Origin of the sequence: Sphingomonas naphthae (genome assembly GCF_028607085.1) — a bacterium.
In the GTDB taxonomy this organism is placed as follows: Bacteria; Pseudomonadota; Alphaproteobacteria; order Sphingomonadales; family Sphingomonadaceae; genus Sphingomonas_Q; species Sphingomonas_Q naphthae.
In genome coordinates this window covers 193,754-212,152 of record NZ_CP117411.1, presented here as the reverse complement: position 1 = coordinate 212,152, position 18,399 = coordinate 193,754, and the positions used below count along the sequence as shown (strand labels likewise).

Genomic DNA, 18,399 nt, shown 5'->3' with positions numbered 1-18,399 from the left:
ACAGCCTCCCCCGCCAGCCATAGCCCCGCCCGATACCATGGCCGCCACCGCCCCCCTCGACGATCCCCGCTTCGGCCTCGCCCGCACCGCGCGCCTCCCCGGCCCGTTGCGGCTCGACGGTGGCGCGTTCCTGGCCCCGGTCGAGATCGCCTACGAAACCTACGGGACGCTCGCGGCCGACGGCGGCAACGCCATCCTCGTCTGCCATGCGCTGACCGGCGACCAGCATCTCGCCTCGACCCACCCGCGCACCGGCAAGCCCGGCTGGTGGACGCGGATGGTGGGGCCGGGCCGGCCGATCGACCCCGCGCGCGATTTCGTGATCTGCGCCAACGTGCTGGGATCCTGCATGGGCTCCTCCGGCCCCGCCAGCATCGATCCCACGACCGGCGCGCCCTACGCTATGCGCTTCCCCGTCATCACCCTGCGGGATATGGTGCGCGCGCAGGCGATGCTGGTCGATCATCTCGGCATCGGTCGCCTCCGCGCCGTCGTCGGCGGGTCGATGGGCGGGATGCAGGTGCTGGAATGGGCCGCCACCTTCCCTGATCGGGTGGCCTCGGCCGTCGTCATCGCCTCGGCGCCGCGCCATTCGGCGCAGAACATCGCCTTTCACGAGGTGGGGCGGCAGGCGATCATGGCCGATCCCAGCTGGCGCGGCGGCAATTATTACGAGCATGACGATCCCCCCGCCGCCGGCCTCGCCGTGGCGCGCATGGCGGCGCACATCACTTATCTGTCGGAAGCGGGCCTCACCGAGAAATTCGGGCGGCGCCTGCAAAAACGGGAAGCCAAGAGCTTCGGCTTCGACGCCGATTTCCAGGTGGAAAGCTATCTGCGCCATCAGGGGATCAGCTTCGTCGATCGCTTCGACGCCAATTCCTACCTCTACATCACCCGCGCGATGGATTATTTCGATCTGGCGGAGGAGCATGGCGGGCTGCTGGCAAACGCCTTCAAGGGCACGAAGACGCGCTTCTGCGTCGTCAGCTTCGATACCGACTGGCTCTATCCCACCAGCGAATCGCGCGCGATCGTCCATGCGCTGAACGCCGCCGGCGCGCAGGTGAGCTTCGTTGAACTCTCCTCGCCGTTCGGCCACGACAGCTTCCTGCTCGAATCGCCCGCGCTGGAAGCGGTGATCGACGGTTTCCTGAAGGCGGGCCAGACATGAGTCTCCGCCCCGATCTCGCGATCATCGCCGATCATGTGGCCCCCGGCGCCCGCGTGCTGGACGTGGGCTGCGGCCATGGCGAGTTGATGGCGGTGCTGCGCGACACGCGGCAGGTGGACGCGCGCGGGCTGGAGCTGTCGCCCGAGGATGTGTCGCTCGCGGTGGCGCGCGGCCTTTCGGTGATCCAGGGCGATGCCGATACCGATCTGGCCTTCTACCCGCCCGCCAGCTTCGATTACGCCATCCTCAGCCAGACCCTCCAGACGACCCGCGCGCCGGACATGGTGCTGGAGGAACTGCTCCGCATCGGCCGCCGCGCCTTCGTGTCCTTCCCCAATTTCGCTTACTGGCGCATCCGCTGGTCGCTGATGTGGGGCGGGCGGATGCCGACCACCTCGTCGCTGCCCGACAGCTGGTACGCCACCGACAATATCCACATGGTCACGATCGACGATTTCCGCAGCTTCCTGGGCGATCGCGGCATCACCGTGGAGCGGGCGTGGTTCCTGCGGGGCGCGAAGCAATGCAGCGCGGCGGCCGCGAATTTTCGCGCCGAACATGCGGTGTTCCTGTTGCGCCGCTAGGCCCGCGCCAGCGCCACCCCCTGCTTGCCATGCTCCACCGTCGCCACCTGCGCCGTGGACACCACACCCCCCGGCCCATCCACCTGATCGACAACCCGGAAGGTCGTCGTCCACGTCTCCGGCGTCACCTCCACCACGCCATAGCCGCGCCGGTCGTTGGTCCATTTCAGGAAGGGGTTGTTCGCGCGGATCACGGCGTCGCCCTCGCGCACGTCGCTGCCGGTGCCGCCCGAGCTGATCGAGGTGAGGACGAATTCGGTCGCCACCGCCTCGCCGGTGCCGTTCTCCGTCCGCAGATCGCCCGCGAAATTCTGATGCTCGTCGCCCGTCAGCACGACGATATTGCCATAGCCCTTCCAGCTTTTCAGCACCCGCTCGCGCGGGGCGTTGTAGCCGCCCCAGCTGTCGAAATTGCGCATCGCCGTGCCGCCGGGTGACGTGCGGCGGTCGAGCGGCATCATCATCACCTGCTGGGCGATCAGGTTCCAGCGCGCCGCCTTCTGGCGGAGGTTGCCGGCCAGCCAGGCTTCCTCGGTGCGGCCCATCACTTCCAGATCGGGGCGGTCGATCTCGGGGCAGATCGGCTTGAAGCCATCCTTGCAGACCTGTTTCGAGCGGAACTGGCGGGTGTCGAGGAAATGCGCGTCGAGCAGGTCGCCATAGCGCTGGCGGCGATAGATCTGGATGCCGCCCGCCGCCGGCAGCGCCGAGGCGCGCACCGGCATATGTTCGTAGAATGCCTGGAAAGCGGCGGCGCGGCGCAGCGCGAATATCTCGGGCGGCGTGTCGGTCGCGTCGCTCAGCCCCGCCCAATTGTCGCGCACCTCATGATCGTCGATGGTGGTGAACCAGGCGGCGCGGGTGTGGGCGAGCTGCAAGTCCGGGTCGAGCTTGTACTGGGCGTAGCGCTGGCGATAATCGTCGAGGCTGTAGCACATCTGGCCGATATGCTGGCGTATCTTGGGCTTCAGCCGGTCGTTGTGATCGAAGGCGACCGGATCCTGCCGGTTTTCGTAGATATAGTCGCCATAATGGTAGACGAAATCGACCTCCTCGTCGGCCATATGGGCATAGGCCGTGTAGAGCCCCGCCTCATAATCCTGGCAGCCGCACACGGCGAACCGCAGTTTGTCGAGCGTCGCGCCCAGCGGCGGCACGGTCATCGCGCGGCCGACCATGCTTTTCTCGGTGCCGATGGTGAAGCGGTAGAAATAGGGGCGGCCGGGCTCCAGCCCGGTCACCTCGACATGGACCGAATGGGCGAGTTCGGGGCGGGCGAAGGCGCTGCCCTTCTGCACGACGGTCTTCATCCTCTCGTCGGTGGCGACCGCCCAGTCGACCGCGACCGGCCGCATCGGCATCCCGCCATGCGGCGCCAGCGGATCGGGCGCGAGGCGGGTCCAGATGACGAAGCCGTCGGGCGCCGGATCGCCCGCCGCGATGCCGAGGCGGAAGGGGTAGGCCGCGAAGATCTGCTGCGCGCGCAGGATGGCGGGTGCGGCGAGCAGACCCCCGCCCGCGATCGCCCCGCCGATCAGCCCGCGCCGTGTGATGATGGTCATGCTCGCGTGCCCCTCTGCCGCCCGATCGCTTGATCGCCGGGGGGTGTGACAAAGGCAAGGCGGGCGTTGCGATCAGCGGCGGCGGATTGCGAAGACGAGGAGCCAGAGCGCCAAGACCGCTTCCCCAAGGAGCGGCAACATCAGGATCGGCCGGGGCACCGCGACAGCCGGGGCGAGGAGCCAGAGGGCCTTTGTGATGACATGGGTAAGCCCGCCGAGCGCCATCAGCACACCGGCCGCGCGGGGCAACAGGGCGCTGCGGAAGGCGAGCCAGCCGATCAGGGTGCAATAGACGCCGAAGAAGACCAGGCTGATCCCATAAAGGTCGCCATGGAGATCCAGCGTGAGGCGGGCGACGGCGTTGACATCGAGGGCGGCCGGATCGGCTGCGAGCGCCAGCGGGGCGAGGTGGAGCAGCCCCGCGACCGCGAGGACCGCGATACCGACCAGGCTGAACCCCGCAGCGATCAGCGAAACAGTACGGCCGGCGGGAACGAACAGGCGGTAGAGCAGCCCCGTCACGACGATGTAGCAGCACAGCATGACGAGATCGGCCACCTCGCCCGCGCGATAGAGGAGCGGCTGGCGGGCAATCGCGGCGAGCAGATCGCCAGCGGCGCGGAAGCGGGCGCGGACAGCGAGTTCCGCGAAGAGGCCGGCGACGATCGTCCCTAGATAGAAGGCGCCGGCAAGGCGCGCCTGCGCGGGGGATGTCTGCATGGCATGGCCTTCACAGTGTATTGTCTGAATGACACAGTCGTGCGCATCGGGCAATCGGAATTAGGGAATCCGCCTCGCCGACCCCCCTGGAACCGGCCGGTTTCACATGCTCGCAACAAACCCGTAGTGAGCGTGTGAACGGCGCTTTGTCGTGCAAGCCGGCCAGGCGAGCGCGGGGCCGCGGTTCCAGACAGATCGGCATCCGGCGCGGCCGGGCTTGGGGGATGCACATGATGCGGCAGAGGATGGCGCTCGCTTCGATGCTCGCGCTCGCGGGATGCGGCGGTTCGGGTGGCGGCGGTGCGCCGGTGACCGTCATAACCCCGGCGCCGGCCGTGACGCCCACACCGACGCCGACGCCCAGCCCGACACCGACGCCTACGCCGACACCCACGCCTACGCCTACGCCTACGCCGACCCCGACTTCGACGACGTACCTCACGGTCTCCGAAATCTATTCCTACCGGCTGGGATCGGCGATCGTGCTGCCCAGCGCGTGCAGCGGGTTCGCGCTGCAGGGCGAGCCGCCGGCGGTGCTGCCCGCCAGCCCTTATGGGCAGGGGCTGGCCTTCCGCTACGTGTTGACGCCGCAGGTCTGGGCGATCTCGGGCGAAATCGCGATCGGCTATGATGGACGCGACAGCGACCTTTCGGTCACGGGCGCCGACGTGGCGCTGGCCAAGGTGGTGGGCAGCGACACGATCCGCTTCACGATCAACCGGCCGGTCGCAGGCGATGCGGGGCTCGATTATGCGCGGCTGGCCTCGGTCGCGGGGCCGGTGCAGGGGATGAGCCGGCTGTATCAATGCGTGATCGGCAGCCCGACCGTGGCGGCCGATCTGGCGGCCGTGCCGAGTGCACCCTATCGTCGCGGCATGCTGGTGGCGACGGCAAAGGTGCGCGAGGGCGGCACCACCCGCAGCTATTCGCTGAGCCGCAGCACCGTCTCCCTCGCGACCGACATGGCAGCGGGCCGGGTGACGATCGCGCTCAGGCTGGTGGGCACGCCCATCGGCCAGCCGGGGGCGGACGTGGATCTCGGCACACTCACCGCGTCGGCCCCGATCGATCTCGCCACGGGTGACATCATCGGCCCGATGACCAGTACCGGCCGCAGCGTGACGGGCGGGCTCTCGGGGCGGCTTTTCGGCCCGGCCGGCGTGGAAGTCGCGGCGGCGTTCGGGGTGACGGCGGCGGCGACGGACGGCCTGCCCGCATACTCCGTCGCGGGCGGGATATTCGGCATACGGTAACGGACGGTTTGCCCAAAACTGTGGGCAACGTGTCCGCGAGCCTGCCTCGCGCTGGCCGTACAGCAACGAAGCGCAAAATAGGATTTTCAGCGGCAATTCGTCCACCAACGGGAAAAAAGCGTTTCGACCGGCGCGTCCTGCCACGGGCATCCGGGCGGACTTGGTACAGCATTGGTGCGGGCCGCCGCAGGCCCGCGCTGGGTGTTCGGACCGGAGGACGGTGGCCCCTTGGGTTTTCGCCCTTGCGGGCTACTGGCCGGTTTGGCTGGGCCGCCTGCGGATAATCCCCCGACCCTGTCGCGATGCATCGTCGGTGTGAACCGGATGACTTCGCGCCGGTCGTTCCGGGATGGTCGCCCGCCCCGGATGCTTGCTGTTTTCCCATGGCCTGTGGGAATCGAGCGATGGCGTATGTTTACGTAATGTTCCTATTTGTCAAGGAAATTCGTCATCGCGAGCGAAGCGTGGCGATCCATGCCCGACGGTAGTGCCAGGCCTAGGGGCTGGATTGCTTCGCTGCGCTCGCAATGACGGGTGGGGCGCTGGGGGGGAGCCCCCTCCATCCTGCTTCGCAGGGCCCCTCCCCATCTGCGATGGGGAGAAACGGCTAACTCACCATCCGCTTCAACGTCTCGATTCGATCCGCCTCGGCGGCGGGCTTGTCGCGGCGGATGCGGGCGATGCGGGGGAAGCGCATGGCGAGGCCGGATTTGTGGCGGCGGGAATCGTGGATCGAATCGAAGGCGACTTCCAGCACCAGCGTCTTGTCCACCTCGCGCACCGGGCCGAAGCGGCTGACGGTGTGGGTGCGGACGTAGCGGTCGAGCCATTTCAGCTCCTCGTCGGTGAAGCCCGAATAGGCCTTGCCGACGGGCAGCAGCTCACCGCCCTCGCTCCAGCAGCCGAAGGTGTAGTCCGAATAAAAGGAGGCGCGTTTGCCGGAGCCGCGCTGGGCGTACATCATCACGCAATCGGCGGTGAGCGGATCGCGCTTCCATTTGTACCACAAGCCTGCGCGGCGGCCGGCGACATAGGGGCTGTCGCGGCGCTTGAGCATGACCCCCTCGATCGCGGCGTCGCGCGCGCCGGCGCGGATTTCGCCGAGCGCCTCGAAATCGGCGGCGTCGATCAGGGTGGAGATGTCGAAGCGGGTGGGGTCGAGCGTCGGCACGAAGGCTTCGAGGCGGGCGCGGCGCTGGAACCAGGGGAGCGCGCGCAGATCGTCGGCGCCGTCGATCAATATATCATAGAGGCGAACGAACACGGGGTAATCGGCCTGCATCTTCGCCGAGACGGTCTTGCGGCCGAGCCGCTGCTGGAGCGCGTTGAAGCTGGCGGCGCCGCCCTCGGCGGTCTCGGACCCCTGCGCGGTGCCGCGCACGAGCAGTTCGCCGTCGAGCACGCCTTCGCTGGCAAAGGCGGCGGCGATTTCGGGGAAGCTGGCGGTGATGTCGTCGCCGGCGCGGCTGTAGAGGCGGGTGGCGTCGCCGGCGTGGACGAGCTGGACGCGGATGCCGTCCCACTTCCACTCGGCGGCATAATCGGCGAGATCGACGCTGCCGTCCTCGAGCGGATGGGCGAGCATGAAGGGGCGGAACACCGCCTGCGGCCGCTCGCCGCGCCCCTCGGCCCAGTCGAAGAGTTCGGTGAAGGGCGGGGGGACGCCGTGCCACGCCTCCTGCACCTCGTCGACATCCACGTCGAACGCCTGGGCGAAGGCGGTGGCGGCGAGGCGGGCGGAGACGCCGACCCGAAGCGCGCCGGTGGCGAGTTTCAGGAGGGCGAAGCGACCCGAGGCGTCGAGATGATCGAGCATCTGGGCCAGCGCGCGCGGCGCCTCGCTGCGGCCCAAGGTGGCCAGGCGATCGACCATGGCGGAGATGGAAAGCGCGCCGTCGTCGAGTTCGGCGGGCTCGCCCGGCGGCTTGGGCCAGAGGAGCGAGACGGTTTCGGCGAGATCGCCGACATAGTCGCGGCTCATCGCGAGCAGGACGGGATCGACCCGTTCCTCGGCAATGCCCCGGATCGCGGCGGCCTTCACCGCCGGCAGATCGAGCGCGCCGGTCATCGCCGCCAGCGCCCAGCCGCGATCGGGATCGGGCGTGACGCGGAGGTAATCGGCGATCAGCTTGAGCTTGGCGTTGCGCGAGCGGGTGTAGACGAGCGCGTCGAGCAGCTGGGAGAAAGCGCGCATGGTGTGTCGCTCGCAGATCCTCCCCTGCAAGGGGAGGTGGCAGGCCGCAGGCCTGACGGAGGGGGCTCGCCGTCACGCGGAGCGCTTGGGGAGAACCCCCTCCACCAGCCTTCGGCTGGTCCCCCTCCCCGTGCCGGGGAGGAACTTTTCGCTAGACCACTTTTCGCCCGGCGATGACGCCCAGCACCAGGAAGATCACGAACAGCGCGATCGCGATGAAGAACAGGAGCTTGGCGATGCCGATGAAGGCGCCGCCGATGCCGCCGAAGCCGAGCAGGGCAAGCACCAGGCCGATCACCAGAAAGGTCAGGGCGAGTTTTAACATTTCGACATACTCCGATGGGAGAGGTGGCCGGCTGAACGCGCGTTCGCCGGCACTCGTTCCCTCAGCGGAACAGATGGAACAGGTCGGCCAGCGCGAGCAGGCCGAGGATGAGGAACAGCAACGCCGCGCCGATGCGGACATAGCGCAGCGGAACGATGCGGGTGATGCGATCGCCAAGGAACACGGCGGGCACGTTGGCCAGCATCATGCCGATCGTGGTGCCGATCGCGACGAGGCCGATCGCGTGATAGCGCGCGCCCAGCGCCACGGTCGCGATCTGGGTCTTGTCGCCCATTTCGGCGGCGAAGAAGGCGATGGTGGTGGTGAGGAACACGCCGCCGACGACCTTGGTGGTTTCGCCCGCGTCGTCGTCGACCTTGTCGGGCACCAGCGTCCAGGCGGCCATGGCGACGAAGCCGAGGCCGACGGCGAGGCGGAACCAGAAACCGTCGAGCAGCCCGGCGATCGCCTCGCCCGCCCAGGCGGCGAGCGCATGGTTGACGATGGTGGCGGCGAAGATGCCGGCGATGATCGGCACGGGTTTCTTGAAGCGCGCGGCGAGGAGGATCGCCAGCAGCATCGTCTTGTCGCCGATCTCGGCGAGGGTGACGAGCAGGGCCGAATTGAAGATGATGTCCATGAGGTCATGCTCCGGGCCGGGCGTGCGACAAGAAAACCAGACGACGCCGCTCCCCCCGCCCGGCCGGACGGGGTTGCGGCGTCATCGGTCTTGCCGAAGGGGATCGCTCCCCTCTGGGCCCGCGCCATGGAGTCTCCCCCAAGTGTGTTGACGCGGTTTCCGTGCGACCATGGGCCGACGGCGGGCTACTCCCCGGATGACGGGTCGGGCGTTAGCGGATTTGGGGGGCGGGCTCGAGTCTTTTTGCTCGACCTCGCGAAAGAGCGAGGTCGAGGGCCGCACCAGCCCACACCGTCAGGCGCGGCTCGAGCCATCACCCGTTCCGGCTGGCTTCGAACAGGAACCACGCGCGCTCCTCGGCCTGGTCCTGCCAGTCGTCGAGGATGCCGCTGGTGGCATTGTCCTTGGCGGTTTCGGCCAGGTCCTTGGCGGCGCGGAAGGTCTCGACGATCTTGAGATTGTCCTCGCGCAGTTCGGCCAGCATGTCCGCCGGGGAAACATAGTCCGCATTATTGTCCTTCAGGGTCGCGCGGCGGGCGATGTCGCCGATCGAGCGCAAGGTGGTGTTGCCGGTCTTGCGCACCCGCTCGGCGATGGCGTCGGTCACGCCCAGGATCTGGGTCGCCTGATCGTCGAACATCAGATGATAGTCGCGGAAATGCGGGCCGGAGACGTGCCAGTGAAAATTCTTGGTCTTGAGGTACAGGGCATAATGGTCCGCCAGCAGGCCGTTGAGCGCCTCGGCCACCGTCAGCGCGCTGTTGCTGTCGATGTCGGTCGGCGTGGCGAGCGGGGCCTTGGGGGTCTTCTGCGATTTGGCCATGGGGAAGTCTCCTTGGGATGGGGATTCGTGAATGTCTGGTTCGCACCTGTAACGAAGGAGCAAAAGGGGAGTTTCGATCACCCGCCCGCAAAAATCCGGTCAGGCTGATCGAAACCGGCGGATCGCGCGGCGAACCTTGACTCCGCCGGACGGTTCCGCCATTGGGGCCGCCGTTCGAGCGGCGCCCGCGTGACGCCGCTTTCGTCATTTTTATCGCATTAGAGGTTACGGGTCATGGCCAAGCCGACCACCGTCAAGATCAAGCTCGTCAGCACCGCCGACACCGGCTTCTTCTACGTCACGAAGAAGAACCCGCGCACCCAGACCGAGAAGCTGAGCTTCCGCAAGTACGACCCGGTCGTGCGCAAGCATGTCGACTTCAAGGAAGCCAAGATCAAGTAAGCCCGTGCGCGCGAGGTGATCCCCGCGCGACGTGCCGGCTGAAGGCGACCCGCGATCCCGATGGGAGCGCGGGTTTTTGCCGTGCCGGCGCTGGTTGACAGGCGATTCGGATCGGCGGGTGCGCCCCGCCCTACCCTCAGTGCGTGCACACTTTCGGCGTGCGGTAATCCACCGGCTTGAAGATCAGCAGGTTGCGCTCGATCAGCCCCGGCTGGCGCGCGAAACTGGCCGATGTCATCCGCTCATACACCCGGCCGCCCTGTTCGTAGGTCACCCATTCCGCCGGGTTGCGGCGCAGGCGATCGCGGATGGTGAAGAGGACATGGTGGCTGCCGGCCGCCGCCTGCCGCATCAGCGCCGCGTCGGAGGACGCCAGCACCCGCACCACATCCTGCTGGTAATCGAACAGATAGGGCGGGGTATCGAACATCAGATGGTTGGTCTGCCCCCCCTCGGTATGCAGGTTGGAGAACATCGCGATCGAGCTTTCGGTCTTCAGGCCGAGATAGGGCGACAGGCAGGTGAGGAAGAACAGCCCCGGCACCGCGAACAGCCACAGCGGCTGACGCGGCGCCGCCGGCCCGGTGTAGGGCGTGTGGAGCAGCGCCGCATAGGACAGCAGCACCATCACCACCCCGCCGACCACCGCCCACACGAGGATCCACATCGAATGGATCAGCAGCATCGGCGGTCGGCCCGGCGCCAGGATCGCGGCGATCGAGACCACCACCAGCGCCGCCAGGATCGCGGCGATCGCGGGGAAGAGCGTGCCGATCCGGCCGAAGCGGTGGCGCACCCGATCGGTCACCCGCATCGTCGTTTCATAAAAGGTGCGGCTGGCCGCCGTCGGCATGCTCAGCGCGTAGAGCGCGAACACCAGGCTGGAGAAATCCATATACCAGGAAAAGGCCGAGATCGGGATGATATAGTGGAACACCAGCGCCGGGATGAAGCCCAGCGCGAAATAGCGCCGCCAATAGAGGCAGACGATCGCCACCGCCTCCACCACGAAGGTGGAATAGATCGCCAGATACCGGCCGACCAGATTGTCGTCGAGCCCGAAGGGGCGCGCCAGTGGGGCGTAGAGGCCGACCGCGCAACTGACCGACGGATCGAGGAAGTCGGTGTTGATCTTGTGATAGATGCCGTAGAAATACATGATCGCCAGCAGCGCCCGCGCCACCACGCGCACCTGCTGGTAGAGCGCGCCGCGATCGATGATGCCGTTGCGCTGCCGCACGCAGGCGACCGCGCAGCTGAGCAGGATGCCCAGGTTCATCACGGTGGTGATCGTCTTGTTGTTCGACGCGACCGGCAGCCGGACGAGATAGAGCATCACCGCGCAGGCCGCGACCGTCACCAGCAGCCAGGTCTTGCGGGGGTAGAGCAGCAGCGCGACACTGGCCGCCACGGTCGCCCAGCCGAACAGGGCGAACAAGGGCCCGCGATCGATCAGCAGGCTCTTGGGATCGCCCGCGATGCTGAACAGCGCCGCGATCGCCCACATCGGCGCGAAGGCGGTCAGCCCGTCGTAATAGCGATCGGCCGCCGGCGGGTGGTCCACCCGCGGGCCGATGCGGAAGAAGGGTATCTCGCTTGCAATGGCCGTCATGGTCGCCTCACATCCGGGTTCCCCCCCGAAGATGAATGCACGCCACGGTACGCTGGCGAAAATCTGTCGCAGTGCAGCGCGGGGAGCAACACGAAAAACCGCTGAATCCGTGTCAAATTGTTGCTGTGCGGCAAATGGATGTAAATTGCATGTTCGCGCGTATATGCGCCGCGCCCACCCGGAACGGCGCCGACGAGCGCCTCGGGAGCCGGATCGCCCATCGCGGGTTTGCCATGCGACACATAATGGGAGTGATGCGATGACGCTGGATCGCTCGGCTGCGCTCGGCGCCTATGCCGGGATCGTCACTTTGGGTCTCGCCTGGGCGCTGCTGGGCGGGGCGGGGCCGGCGCCCACCCGCTTCGACACGATCGACGTGAAGCGCATCAACGTGCGCGAGGATGACGGCACGTTGCGGATGGTGATCGCCGGCCGCGACCATATCGGCGGCCTCGTGATCGACGGAAAGGAATATCCCCACCCCAATCGGCAGGAGGCGGGGATGATCTTCTACAATGACGAGGGCACCGAAAACGGCGGGCTGGTGTTCGATGGCAGGAAGGTGGACGGCAAGCCCACCAACAGCGGCCATCTGTCGTTCGATCGCTGGCATCAGGATCAGACGCTCTATGTCCAGTCGCTGGAGGACGGCCCGCGCCGCCGCGCCGGCCTCTTCGTGCAGGATCGCCCCGATGGGCCGGCCGATTTCACCGCCAGCGATCGGCTGCGCGCCATGCCGGAGGGGCCAGCCAAAACCGCCGCGCTGAAGGCCGCCGGCTACGATGGCTCCATGGCCCGCGCCTTCCTCGGCCGCGATTACGACGACGCCTCGAAACTCGTCCTCCGCGACGGCGCCGGCCGCCCGCGCCTGCGCCTGAGCGTGGCGAAGGACGGGGCTGCCGCGATCGAGTTTCTGGACGAGACGGGGAAGGTGGTGCGGACACGGACCGCCGCAAATTAGGAACCGCCCGGCGCGGCATCGGTTCGTCAGCCACAGTTCAGGGGCGCGGTCGCAAAGGTCGCGCCATCGATTTGACAAGTGGAGAGCAGAATGCGCCGTTTCCTTCTTGCAACCCTGGCGACCGCGACCCTGTCGGTCGCGATCGCCGGCCCCGCCGTGGCGCAGTCGCGGGCCGAGCAGTCGCGTTGGGATTCCGCCCAGCAACGCTATGACGCCGAGACCCGCCTCTACCAGCAGGAGCGCGACCGCTATTACGCGGCCAGCGACCGCGACCGGAACCGTGGCGGCGGCTATGGCTACAATGGTGGCGGCCGCACCCCGCCGCCGGGCGGCTGGGGCGAGACCGATTATGATGCCGCGCGCTATTATCGCGACGATCCCCGCTATCAGGAGCGGACGCTGAGCAACGCAGATCAGGTCTATCAGGGATCGGACGGCCGCCAATATTGCCGCCGCAGCGACGGCACGACCGGCCTGATCGTCGGTGGCGCGCTGGGTGGTATCCTGGGCAATGTCGTCGACGGCGGGCGCCATCGCACCGGCGGCACGCTGCTCGGCGGCGCGCTCGGCGCGCTGCTCGGCAAGAGCGCGGACCAGCAGAATTCGCAGGTTCGCTGCCGCTGATCCGGCGGCCTTTAAGTAACCTCCACCGTCACCCCGGCCTCGTGCCGGGGTCCACCTCGCCCCGAACGCAACGTGCACAAGGTACGCTGCGCTCGGCGGTCCGGTGGACCCCGGAACATGTCTGGGGTGACGATCATTTGGCGAGGGCTGTGATCTGCCCTAGCATGGCTCCAAGGTCGCCAATCGACCGTTCGGAGAGCCATGCAGCCGACTTCCCCACCGCCCGCCGCCGCATCCGGCGCCGCCCCCGCCGCCTTCGACCTAAAGGTCTTCGTGCTGGCGATGTTCTTCACCTTCGGCGGCATCACCAGCCTCAACGACGTGCTGATCCCCAAGCTGAAGGGCCTGTTCGCGCTCAGCTATGCCGAGGTGATGCTCGTCCAGTCGGCCTTCTTCATCGGCTATCTGGTGGTCTCGATCCCGGCGGGCGCGCTGGTGGCGCGGATCGGCTACATGCGCGCGGCGGCGGCCGGCCTGCTGACGATGGCGGCGGGGTGCCTGCTGTTCGTGCCGGCGGCGGGATCGGCGCTGTATGTCGCCTTCCTGGGCGCCCTGTTCGTGGTCGCGGCGGGGATCACGATCGTTCAGGTCGTCGCCAATCCGCTCATCTCGATGCTGGGCTCGCCCGAGACGGCATCGAGCCGGCTGACCTTCGCGCAGGGGTTCAACTCGCTCGGCACGACGATCTTCCCGCCATTGGGTGCGATGCTGATCCTGGGCGCCATCGCCAGCGGGGCGGATGTCGCGACCGAGGCGCGGGTCATCAGCCGCACCTATATCGGCATCGCGGTGGCGCTGTGCGTGCTGGCGGCGCTCGTCTGGATGCGCCGCAACCGGCTCCAGGAAACCCGTGCCGCCGCGATCAACCCGCTGGCCGCGCTCGATCTGCTCCGCCGCCCGCGCTTCGCCTTCGGGATGCTCGGCATCTTCGCTTATGTCGGCGCGGAGGTCGCAATCGGCAGCCTGCTCGTCAATTATCTCGCCCAGCCGACGACCCTCGCGCTCAGCGAGGAGCAGGCCGGGCACCATCTGGCCTTCTACTGGGGCGGCGCGATGATCGGGCGGTTCGCCGGCGCGCTCATCCTGCGCTGGTTCACGCCCGGCAAGGTGCTGACGACGGCGGCGCTGGCGGTGCTGGCGCTGATCCTCGTTTCGGCCAACAGCAGCGGCGCGGTGGCGGGGTGGAGCCTGCTCGCGGTCGGCCTATTCAACTCGATCATGTTCCCGACGATCTTCACGCTGGCCTGCGAGAAACTGGGCGCGCGCACGGCGGAGGGATCGGGGCTGATCTGCGTCGCGATCGTCGGCGGGGCGATCCTGCCGCCGCTGACGGGCCATGTCGCGGATTCGACCAGCCTCGCCTTCGCGCTGGTGGTGCCGGCGGCATCCTACGCTTTGATCGCGGCGTTCGGCTGGTATGCCCGCCGGCCGGCACCGGACACTCTGGAAGCGCCGGTCGTCGCCTGAGCGATCGCGCCGAAACGGGCCGGGCGGCATCTTGTCAGGCGGCGCGGCGCGGATCAGATTGCGGGCCTGATCGGGAGGATGCCGCATGACGCCGTTCGCCATCGCCGCCCTGCTTGCCGCCGCCGCACCGCCGCCGCCGGCCGAGCCGACGATCGTCGTCACCGCCCGGCCGCTCGACAGCCTCAAGCGCGATCTGGACGCGTGCGTCGCACGCCAATGCCCGTTGGCGGACGATGTCGCCGCCAGCCTGGCTTATGCCGAGGGGCTGTTCGTGGCGGGCGATTACGACAGCGGGGCGCGCACGCTCCACGCCTCGCTCCGCCGCAATCGCGGCGGGGCCGCCGAATCGCCCGAACGGGTCGCCGAACTCTATCGCGGCCTTGCCAACATCTCGCTCCATCAGGGCGAGACCGACTGGCAGGAGCGCAGCACCTATCGCACCGCGGCGACGCTCAACCACGGGGCGAATGTCGCGCTGGCGAGCAGGCTGACGGCGCAGCTCGACATCGGCGACCTGCAACTGACCCGGGGGCTGGACGGCATCGGCGCCGACGGAGACGATCGGCTGCGCGCGATCCGGACGTATGAGGACGTCTCGCGCAAGGCCCATGCGGCGGGGTTGCGCCAGATCGCGGGCTTCGCCGATCTGCGCCGCGCCAAATATTATTACGCCTTCGGCAGGCGTGGAAAGGGGCGGTCGATCTATCAGGCGCTGATGGCGGCCGAGGGCGACGACATGGCCGCCTTCCGCGAGGGCGCCCGCATCCTGATCGCCCGCCAGCGCGATCCAGAGGCGCCGCCCGACATGGCGGCGCTCAGCCGGAACGCGGCGGCGCTGTCGCCCGGCGGCCGGCAGTCGCTGCTGTGGGCGCCGCGCGCCGAGGACGTGGTGTGGCGGCCGGTGCCGCCCCGCAAGAACCCCGGCAGCGCCAATGTCGCGCCGGGCTATGCCCATGTCTGGGCGGATGTGGCCTTCCGGGTCGAGCCCGACGGCACCGTATCCGACGTGCAGGTCTTGCGCACCGCCGACAATGTCGCGACGCCCTGGCTGGCCGACGAACTGAAGCGCCTGTCCGGCCGCCTCTACACGCCGCTGCCGCCCGGCACGACCTCGCCCAATGCCGAGCGGCTGGAGCGATACAGCTACACCTTCGCCTTCGTGCCCGGCGAGAAATCGCGACTGCGGGTGCGCGGCAGCACGCCGACGATCGAGCGGCTCGACCTTACGCCGGAGAACGGCGTGGGCCGCACGGCGTCGCGATAAATCGCCTTCCCGCCCCGGCAGTCCCTACGATAAGGCCATCGGAGCGGGAGGCCATATGGGCGATATCAGACTGCACCAAAGCTGGAAGAGGCCGCTCGGCGCCGAATTCGCCAGCCCCTACATGGCCGATCTGCGCGCCTTCCTCGTCGCCGAGAAAGCGGCGGGCAAGGCGATCTTCCCGGCGGGCGGCGAATGGTTTCGCGCGCTCGATCTGACGCCGCTCGATACGGTGCGCGTCGTGATCCTCGGGCAGGATCCCTATCATGGGCCGGGGCAGGCGCATGGCCTGTGCTTCAGCGTGCGGCCGGGCGTCCGCCCGCCGCCGTCGCTCGTCAACATCTACAAGGAATTGCACAGCGATCTGGGGCTGGCGCGGCCGGCGCACGGTTTCCTCGAACATTGGGCGCGGCAGGGCGTGCTGCTGCTCAACAGCGTGCTGACCGTCGAGAGCGGCCGCGCCGCCTCGCACCGCGATCGGGGGTGGGAAAAGTTCAGCGACGCGGTGATCCGGCTGGTGGCGGCGCGGCCCGATCCGGTCGTGTTCCTGCTGTGGGGCAGTTACGCGCAGAAGAAGGCGGGGTTCGTCCGCTCGATCGCACAGGGCGGGCATCATCTGGTGCTGAAGGCGGCGCATCCCTCGCCGCTGTCGGCGCACAACGGCTTCTTCGGCTGCCGCCATTTCTCCCAGACCAACGCTTTTCTGGAATCGCGCGGGCTGCCGCCGATCGACTGGGCGCTTCCCCCTGTCGCGGCCGACCCCGCCGGCCATTGAAAACGGCGCCGTTCGCCGCCATCGTTACGGCCTCGTCCATTCAGCCGGAGGGCAAGGCCCGATGCGCACCGCCGACCTGCACTACAACCGCACCGCCCGGCTGCTCCACTGGACGATCGCGGCGCTCATCATCGCCAATCTGCCGCTGGGCTTCTTCCGCGCGGCGCTGCGCGATCTGTTTCCGGCGATGATGATCCACAAGTCGATCGGGCTGGCGGTGCTGGTGCTGAGCCTGATCCGGCTGGTGTGGCGCCTCACCCACCCCGCCCCGCCGTTGCCCGCGCACATGCCGGCGTGGGAAAAGGCCGCCGCCCACGGCCTGCATTGGATATTGTACGCCGCGATGATCTTGCTGCCGCTGAGCGGCTGGGTGATGAGTTCGGCCGGCACCCGCCCGCTGAGCTTCTTCGAGCTGTTCCCCGTGCCCAAGCTGCCCGTCGGCGAAGGCGCCGGCGAGGGGGCGGAGGCGATGCACGTCGCGCTGGGCTATGCGATGCTCGCGCTGCTGGCCGGCCACATCGGCGCGGCGCTGCGCCACCATTTCATCCTGCGCGACAACATCCTGACGCGGATGCTGCGCGGGGCGGAGTGAGGTTGTTCTGGACCATGTGATGGTCCATATTGCCGACATGGAAATCTCGGTCACCGACGCCAAGGCGCAACTCACCGAACTCGTCCGCCGTGCGGAAGCCGGGGACGAGGTGGTGCTGACGCGCCACGGCCAGCCCGCCGTTCGCCTCGTCCCCGCGCGCAAACCCGCGCTGTCGCCGGAGGCGCGTCGCAGGATATTGGAAGAGGCGCGGGACGCGGCGAGGGGCAATATATTGCCCGGACCGTCCGCTGCCCACAGCCAGGATTTCCTCTATGACGAAAACGGCCTTCCTGGGTGATCGCCGTCGATACGTCGGCGTTGCTGGCGATCATTCTCGACGAACCGGAAGGCGAAGCGTGCATCGTGGCGCTGGAAAGCAGCCCGGTCGTACTCATGTCCGCCGGCACGATGGCCGAGGCATTGATCGTGGCCGATCGGAAAGGCGTTCGCCTCATGATCGAATCGATCTTCGCGCGGTTCGATTTCGAGATTCTTCCCGTAACCGCCGCCTCGGCCCGCCGCGCGGCGGCCGCCTATGGGCGCTGGGGCAAGGGCGTGCACCCCGCCGCGCTCAACATGGGCGATTGCTTCGCCTATGAGGCGGCCCGCGAACATGGCTGCCCCTTGCTCTACATCGGCAACGATTTCGCCCGCACCGACATCACCAGCGCGCTCTGATCGCCCGAAGAAGGACCGACGATGCCCCTCACCCTCTCCGGCATCCCCAATTGCGACACCGTGAAGAAGGCCCGCACCTGGCTCGATGGCAGGGGCGTCACCTACGCCTTTCACGATTACAAGAAGGCCGGGGTGGATGCCGCCGCGCTCGATCGGTGGGTGGAGGCGCTGGGGTGGGAGGTGCTGCTCAACCGTGCCGGCACCACCTTCCGCAAGCTGGAGCCGGCCGATCGCGAGGGAATCGATCGGGGCAAGGCGATCGCACTGATGATCGCGCATCCGTCGCTCATCAAGCGGCCGGTGGTGGAGGGCGAGGGCGTGCTGCTCGTCGGCTTCAAGCCGGAGCAATATGAGGCGACGTTCGCGTGAGCCGGCGGCTGATCTCGTCGGGGTCGCCGTTCGAGGCGGTGGCGGGCTATTCGCGCGCGGTGGTCGATGGCGACTGGTGCTTCGTCGCCGGCACGACCGGCTATGATTATGCGACGATGGCGATGCCCGAGGATGTCGCCGAACAGGCCGCCAACGCGCTCGCCACGATCGAGCGTGCGCTGGCCGAGGCGGGCTTCGCCATGGCCGACGTGGTGCGCGCGACCTATTATATCACCGACGCGGGCGATTGGCCGGCCATCACCGGCCCGCTCGGGCGGGTGTTCGGGGAGATACGGCCGGCGGCGACCTGCTTGGTCGCGGGGCTGATCGATCCGGCGATGAAGATCGAGATCGAAGTGACGGCGAAGCGGCAGACTGGCTGA

21 protein-coding genes are annotated in these 18,399 nt (G+C 68.0%); 14 read left to right on the top strand and 7 right to left on the bottom strand.

What is annotated here, in order from left to right; genetic code table 11:
- The first annotated feature begins 37 nt into the window (after positions 1-37).
- On the top strand, positions 38-1,174 hold the full coding sequence (gene metX / locus PQ455_RS01010) for a homoserine O-acetyltransferase MetX (RefSeq protein WP_273688406.1): 1,137 nt from the start codon (positions 38-40) through the stop codon (positions 1,172-1,174).
- A complete protein-coding gene (gene metW, locus PQ455_RS01005; RefSeq protein WP_273688404.1) occupies positions 1,171-1,758 on the top strand; it encodes a methionine biosynthesis protein MetW in 588 nt (195 codons plus the stop codon). Before metX ends, metW begins: the two co-directional genes overlap by 4 nt.
- Here metW and PQ455_RS01000 read toward each other — a convergent pair.
- Together PQ455_RS01000 and PQ455_RS00995 are read right to left on the bottom strand one after the other, a co-directional pair.
- The gene (locus tag PQ455_RS01000; protein ID WP_273688402.1) at positions 1,755-3,320 is read right to left on the bottom strand and encodes an alkaline phosphatase D family protein; all 1,566 of its coding nucleotides are present in this window, start codon (positions 3,318-3,320) and stop codon (positions 1,755-1,757) included. The two genes, metW and PQ455_RS01000, sit on opposite strands and share 4 nt — an antisense overlap.
- Before the next feature lie 72 nt (positions 3,321-3,392).
- Entirely contained in the window at positions 3,393-4,040 is a 648-nt protein-coding gene (locus tag PQ455_RS00995) for a DUF4386 domain-containing protein (RefSeq protein WP_273688399.1), read from the bottom strand.
- A 245-nt stretch (positions 4,041-4,285) separates the two neighbouring features.
- On the opposite strand from PQ455_RS00995, the gene PQ455_RS00990 reads away from it, so the two are divergent.
- Positions 4,286-5,293, top strand: coding sequence for a hypothetical protein (locus tag PQ455_RS00990; protein ID WP_273688397.1), 1,008 nt, complete (start codon positions 4,286-4,288; stop codon positions 5,291-5,293).
- Between the two features lie 607 nt (positions 5,294-5,900).
- On the opposite strand, the gene PQ455_RS00985 is transcribed toward PQ455_RS00990, so the two are convergent.
- The 4 genes from PQ455_RS00985 to PQ455_RS00970 all read right to left on the bottom strand — a co-directional run bounded on the left by PQ455_RS00985 (position 5,901) and on the right by PQ455_RS00970 (position 9,275).
- Positions 5,901-7,487, bottom strand: coding sequence for a cisplatin damage response ATP-dependent DNA ligase (locus tag PQ455_RS00985; RefSeq protein ID WP_273688395.1), 1,587 nt, complete (start codon positions 7,485-7,487; stop codon positions 5,901-5,903).
- A 151-nt stretch (positions 7,488-7,638) separates the two neighbouring features.
- Positions 7,639-7,812 carry a DUF1328 family protein gene (locus PQ455_RS00980; protein ID WP_273688393.1) on the bottom strand — a complete coding sequence of 58 codons (174 nt, stop codon included), beginning with the start codon at positions 7,810-7,812 and terminating at the stop codon, positions 7,639-7,641.
- A 61-nt stretch (positions 7,813-7,873) separates the two neighbouring features.
- On the bottom strand, positions 7,874-8,452 hold the full coding sequence (locus tag PQ455_RS00975) for a TMEM165/GDT1 family protein (protein WP_273688391.1): 579 nt from the start codon (positions 8,450-8,452) through the stop codon (positions 7,874-7,876).
- Positions 8,453-8,765: 313 nt separating this feature from the next.
- Positions 8,766-9,275, bottom strand: coding sequence for a Dps family protein (locus PQ455_RS00970; protein ID WP_273688389.1), 510 nt, complete (start codon positions 9,273-9,275; stop codon positions 8,766-8,768).
- A 234-nt stretch (positions 9,276-9,509) separates the two neighbouring features.
- Here PQ455_RS00970 and rpmG point away from each other — a divergent pair, with 234 nt between their 5' ends.
- A complete protein-coding gene (rpmG, locus tag PQ455_RS00965; RefSeq protein ID WP_010125625.1) occupies positions 9,510-9,677 on the top strand; it encodes a 50S ribosomal protein L33 in 168 nt (55 codons plus the stop codon).
- 136 nt (positions 9,678-9,813) lie between these two features.
- On the opposite strand, the gene PQ455_RS00960 is transcribed toward rpmG, so the two are convergent.
- On the bottom strand, positions 9,814-11,289 hold the full coding sequence (locus tag PQ455_RS00960; RefSeq protein ID WP_273688377.1) for a thiol-disulfide oxidoreductase: 1,476 nt from the start codon (positions 11,287-11,289) through the stop codon (positions 9,814-9,816).
- A gap of 259 nt (positions 11,290-11,548) precedes the next feature.
- Here PQ455_RS00960 and PQ455_RS00955 point away from each other — a divergent pair, with 259 nt between their 5' ends.
- The 10 genes from PQ455_RS00955 (at position 11,549) to PQ455_RS00910 (ending at position 18,399) form a co-directional block, all read left to right on the top strand.
- Entirely contained in the window at positions 11,549-12,250 is a 702-nt protein-coding gene (locus tag PQ455_RS00955; protein ID WP_273688375.1) for a hypothetical protein, read from the top strand.
- 90 nt (positions 12,251-12,340) lie between these two features.
- A complete protein-coding gene (locus tag PQ455_RS00950; RefSeq protein WP_273688374.1) occupies positions 12,341-12,874 on the top strand; it encodes a glycine zipper 2TM domain-containing protein in 534 nt (177 codons plus the stop codon).
- Positions 12,875-13,075: 201 nt separating this feature from the next.
- Complete coding sequence (locus tag PQ455_RS00945) at positions 13,076-14,341, top strand: sugar MFS transporter (protein WP_273688373.1); 1,266 nt, start codon at positions 13,076-13,078, stop codon at positions 14,339-14,341.
- Positions 14,342-14,426: 85 nt separating this feature from the next.
- Entirely contained in the window at positions 14,427-15,605 is a 1,179-nt protein-coding gene (locus tag PQ455_RS00940) for a hypothetical protein (protein WP_273688371.1), read from the top strand.
- 55 nt (positions 15,606-15,660) lie between these two features.
- On the top strand, positions 15,661-16,377 hold the full coding sequence (gene ung, locus PQ455_RS00935) for a uracil-DNA glycosylase (protein ID WP_273688370.1): 717 nt from the start codon (positions 15,661-15,663) through the stop codon (positions 16,375-16,377).
- A gap of 61 nt (positions 16,378-16,438) precedes the next feature.
- Positions 16,439-16,969, top strand: a complete 531-nt coding sequence (locus PQ455_RS00930) for a cytochrome b (RefSeq protein ID WP_273688368.1) — start codon at positions 16,439-16,441, stop codon at positions 16,967-16,969.
- 19 nt (positions 16,970-16,988) lie between these two features.
- Positions 16,989-17,267, top strand: coding sequence for a type II toxin-antitoxin system Phd/YefM family antitoxin (locus tag PQ455_RS00925; protein WP_273688366.1), 279 nt, complete (start codon positions 16,989-16,991; stop codon positions 17,265-17,267).
- The gene (locus tag PQ455_RS00920; RefSeq protein ID WP_273688364.1) at positions 17,264-17,647 is read left to right on the top strand and encodes a type II toxin-antitoxin system VapC family toxin; all 384 of its coding nucleotides are present in this window, start codon (positions 17,264-17,266) and stop codon (positions 17,645-17,647) included. Before PQ455_RS00925 ends, PQ455_RS00920 begins: the two co-directional genes overlap by 4 nt.
- Positions 17,648-17,668: 21 nt before the next feature.
- Positions 17,669-18,016: an ArsC family reductase gene (locus PQ455_RS00915; protein WP_273688363.1), complete on the top strand. Its 348-nt coding sequence runs from the start codon at positions 17,669-17,671 to the stop codon at positions 18,014-18,016.
- Positions 18,013-18,399, top strand: coding sequence for a RidA family protein (locus PQ455_RS00910; protein WP_273688362.1), 387 nt, complete (start codon positions 18,013-18,015; stop codon positions 18,397-18,399). The genes PQ455_RS00915 and PQ455_RS00910 overlap by 4 nt, the downstream gene beginning before the upstream one ends.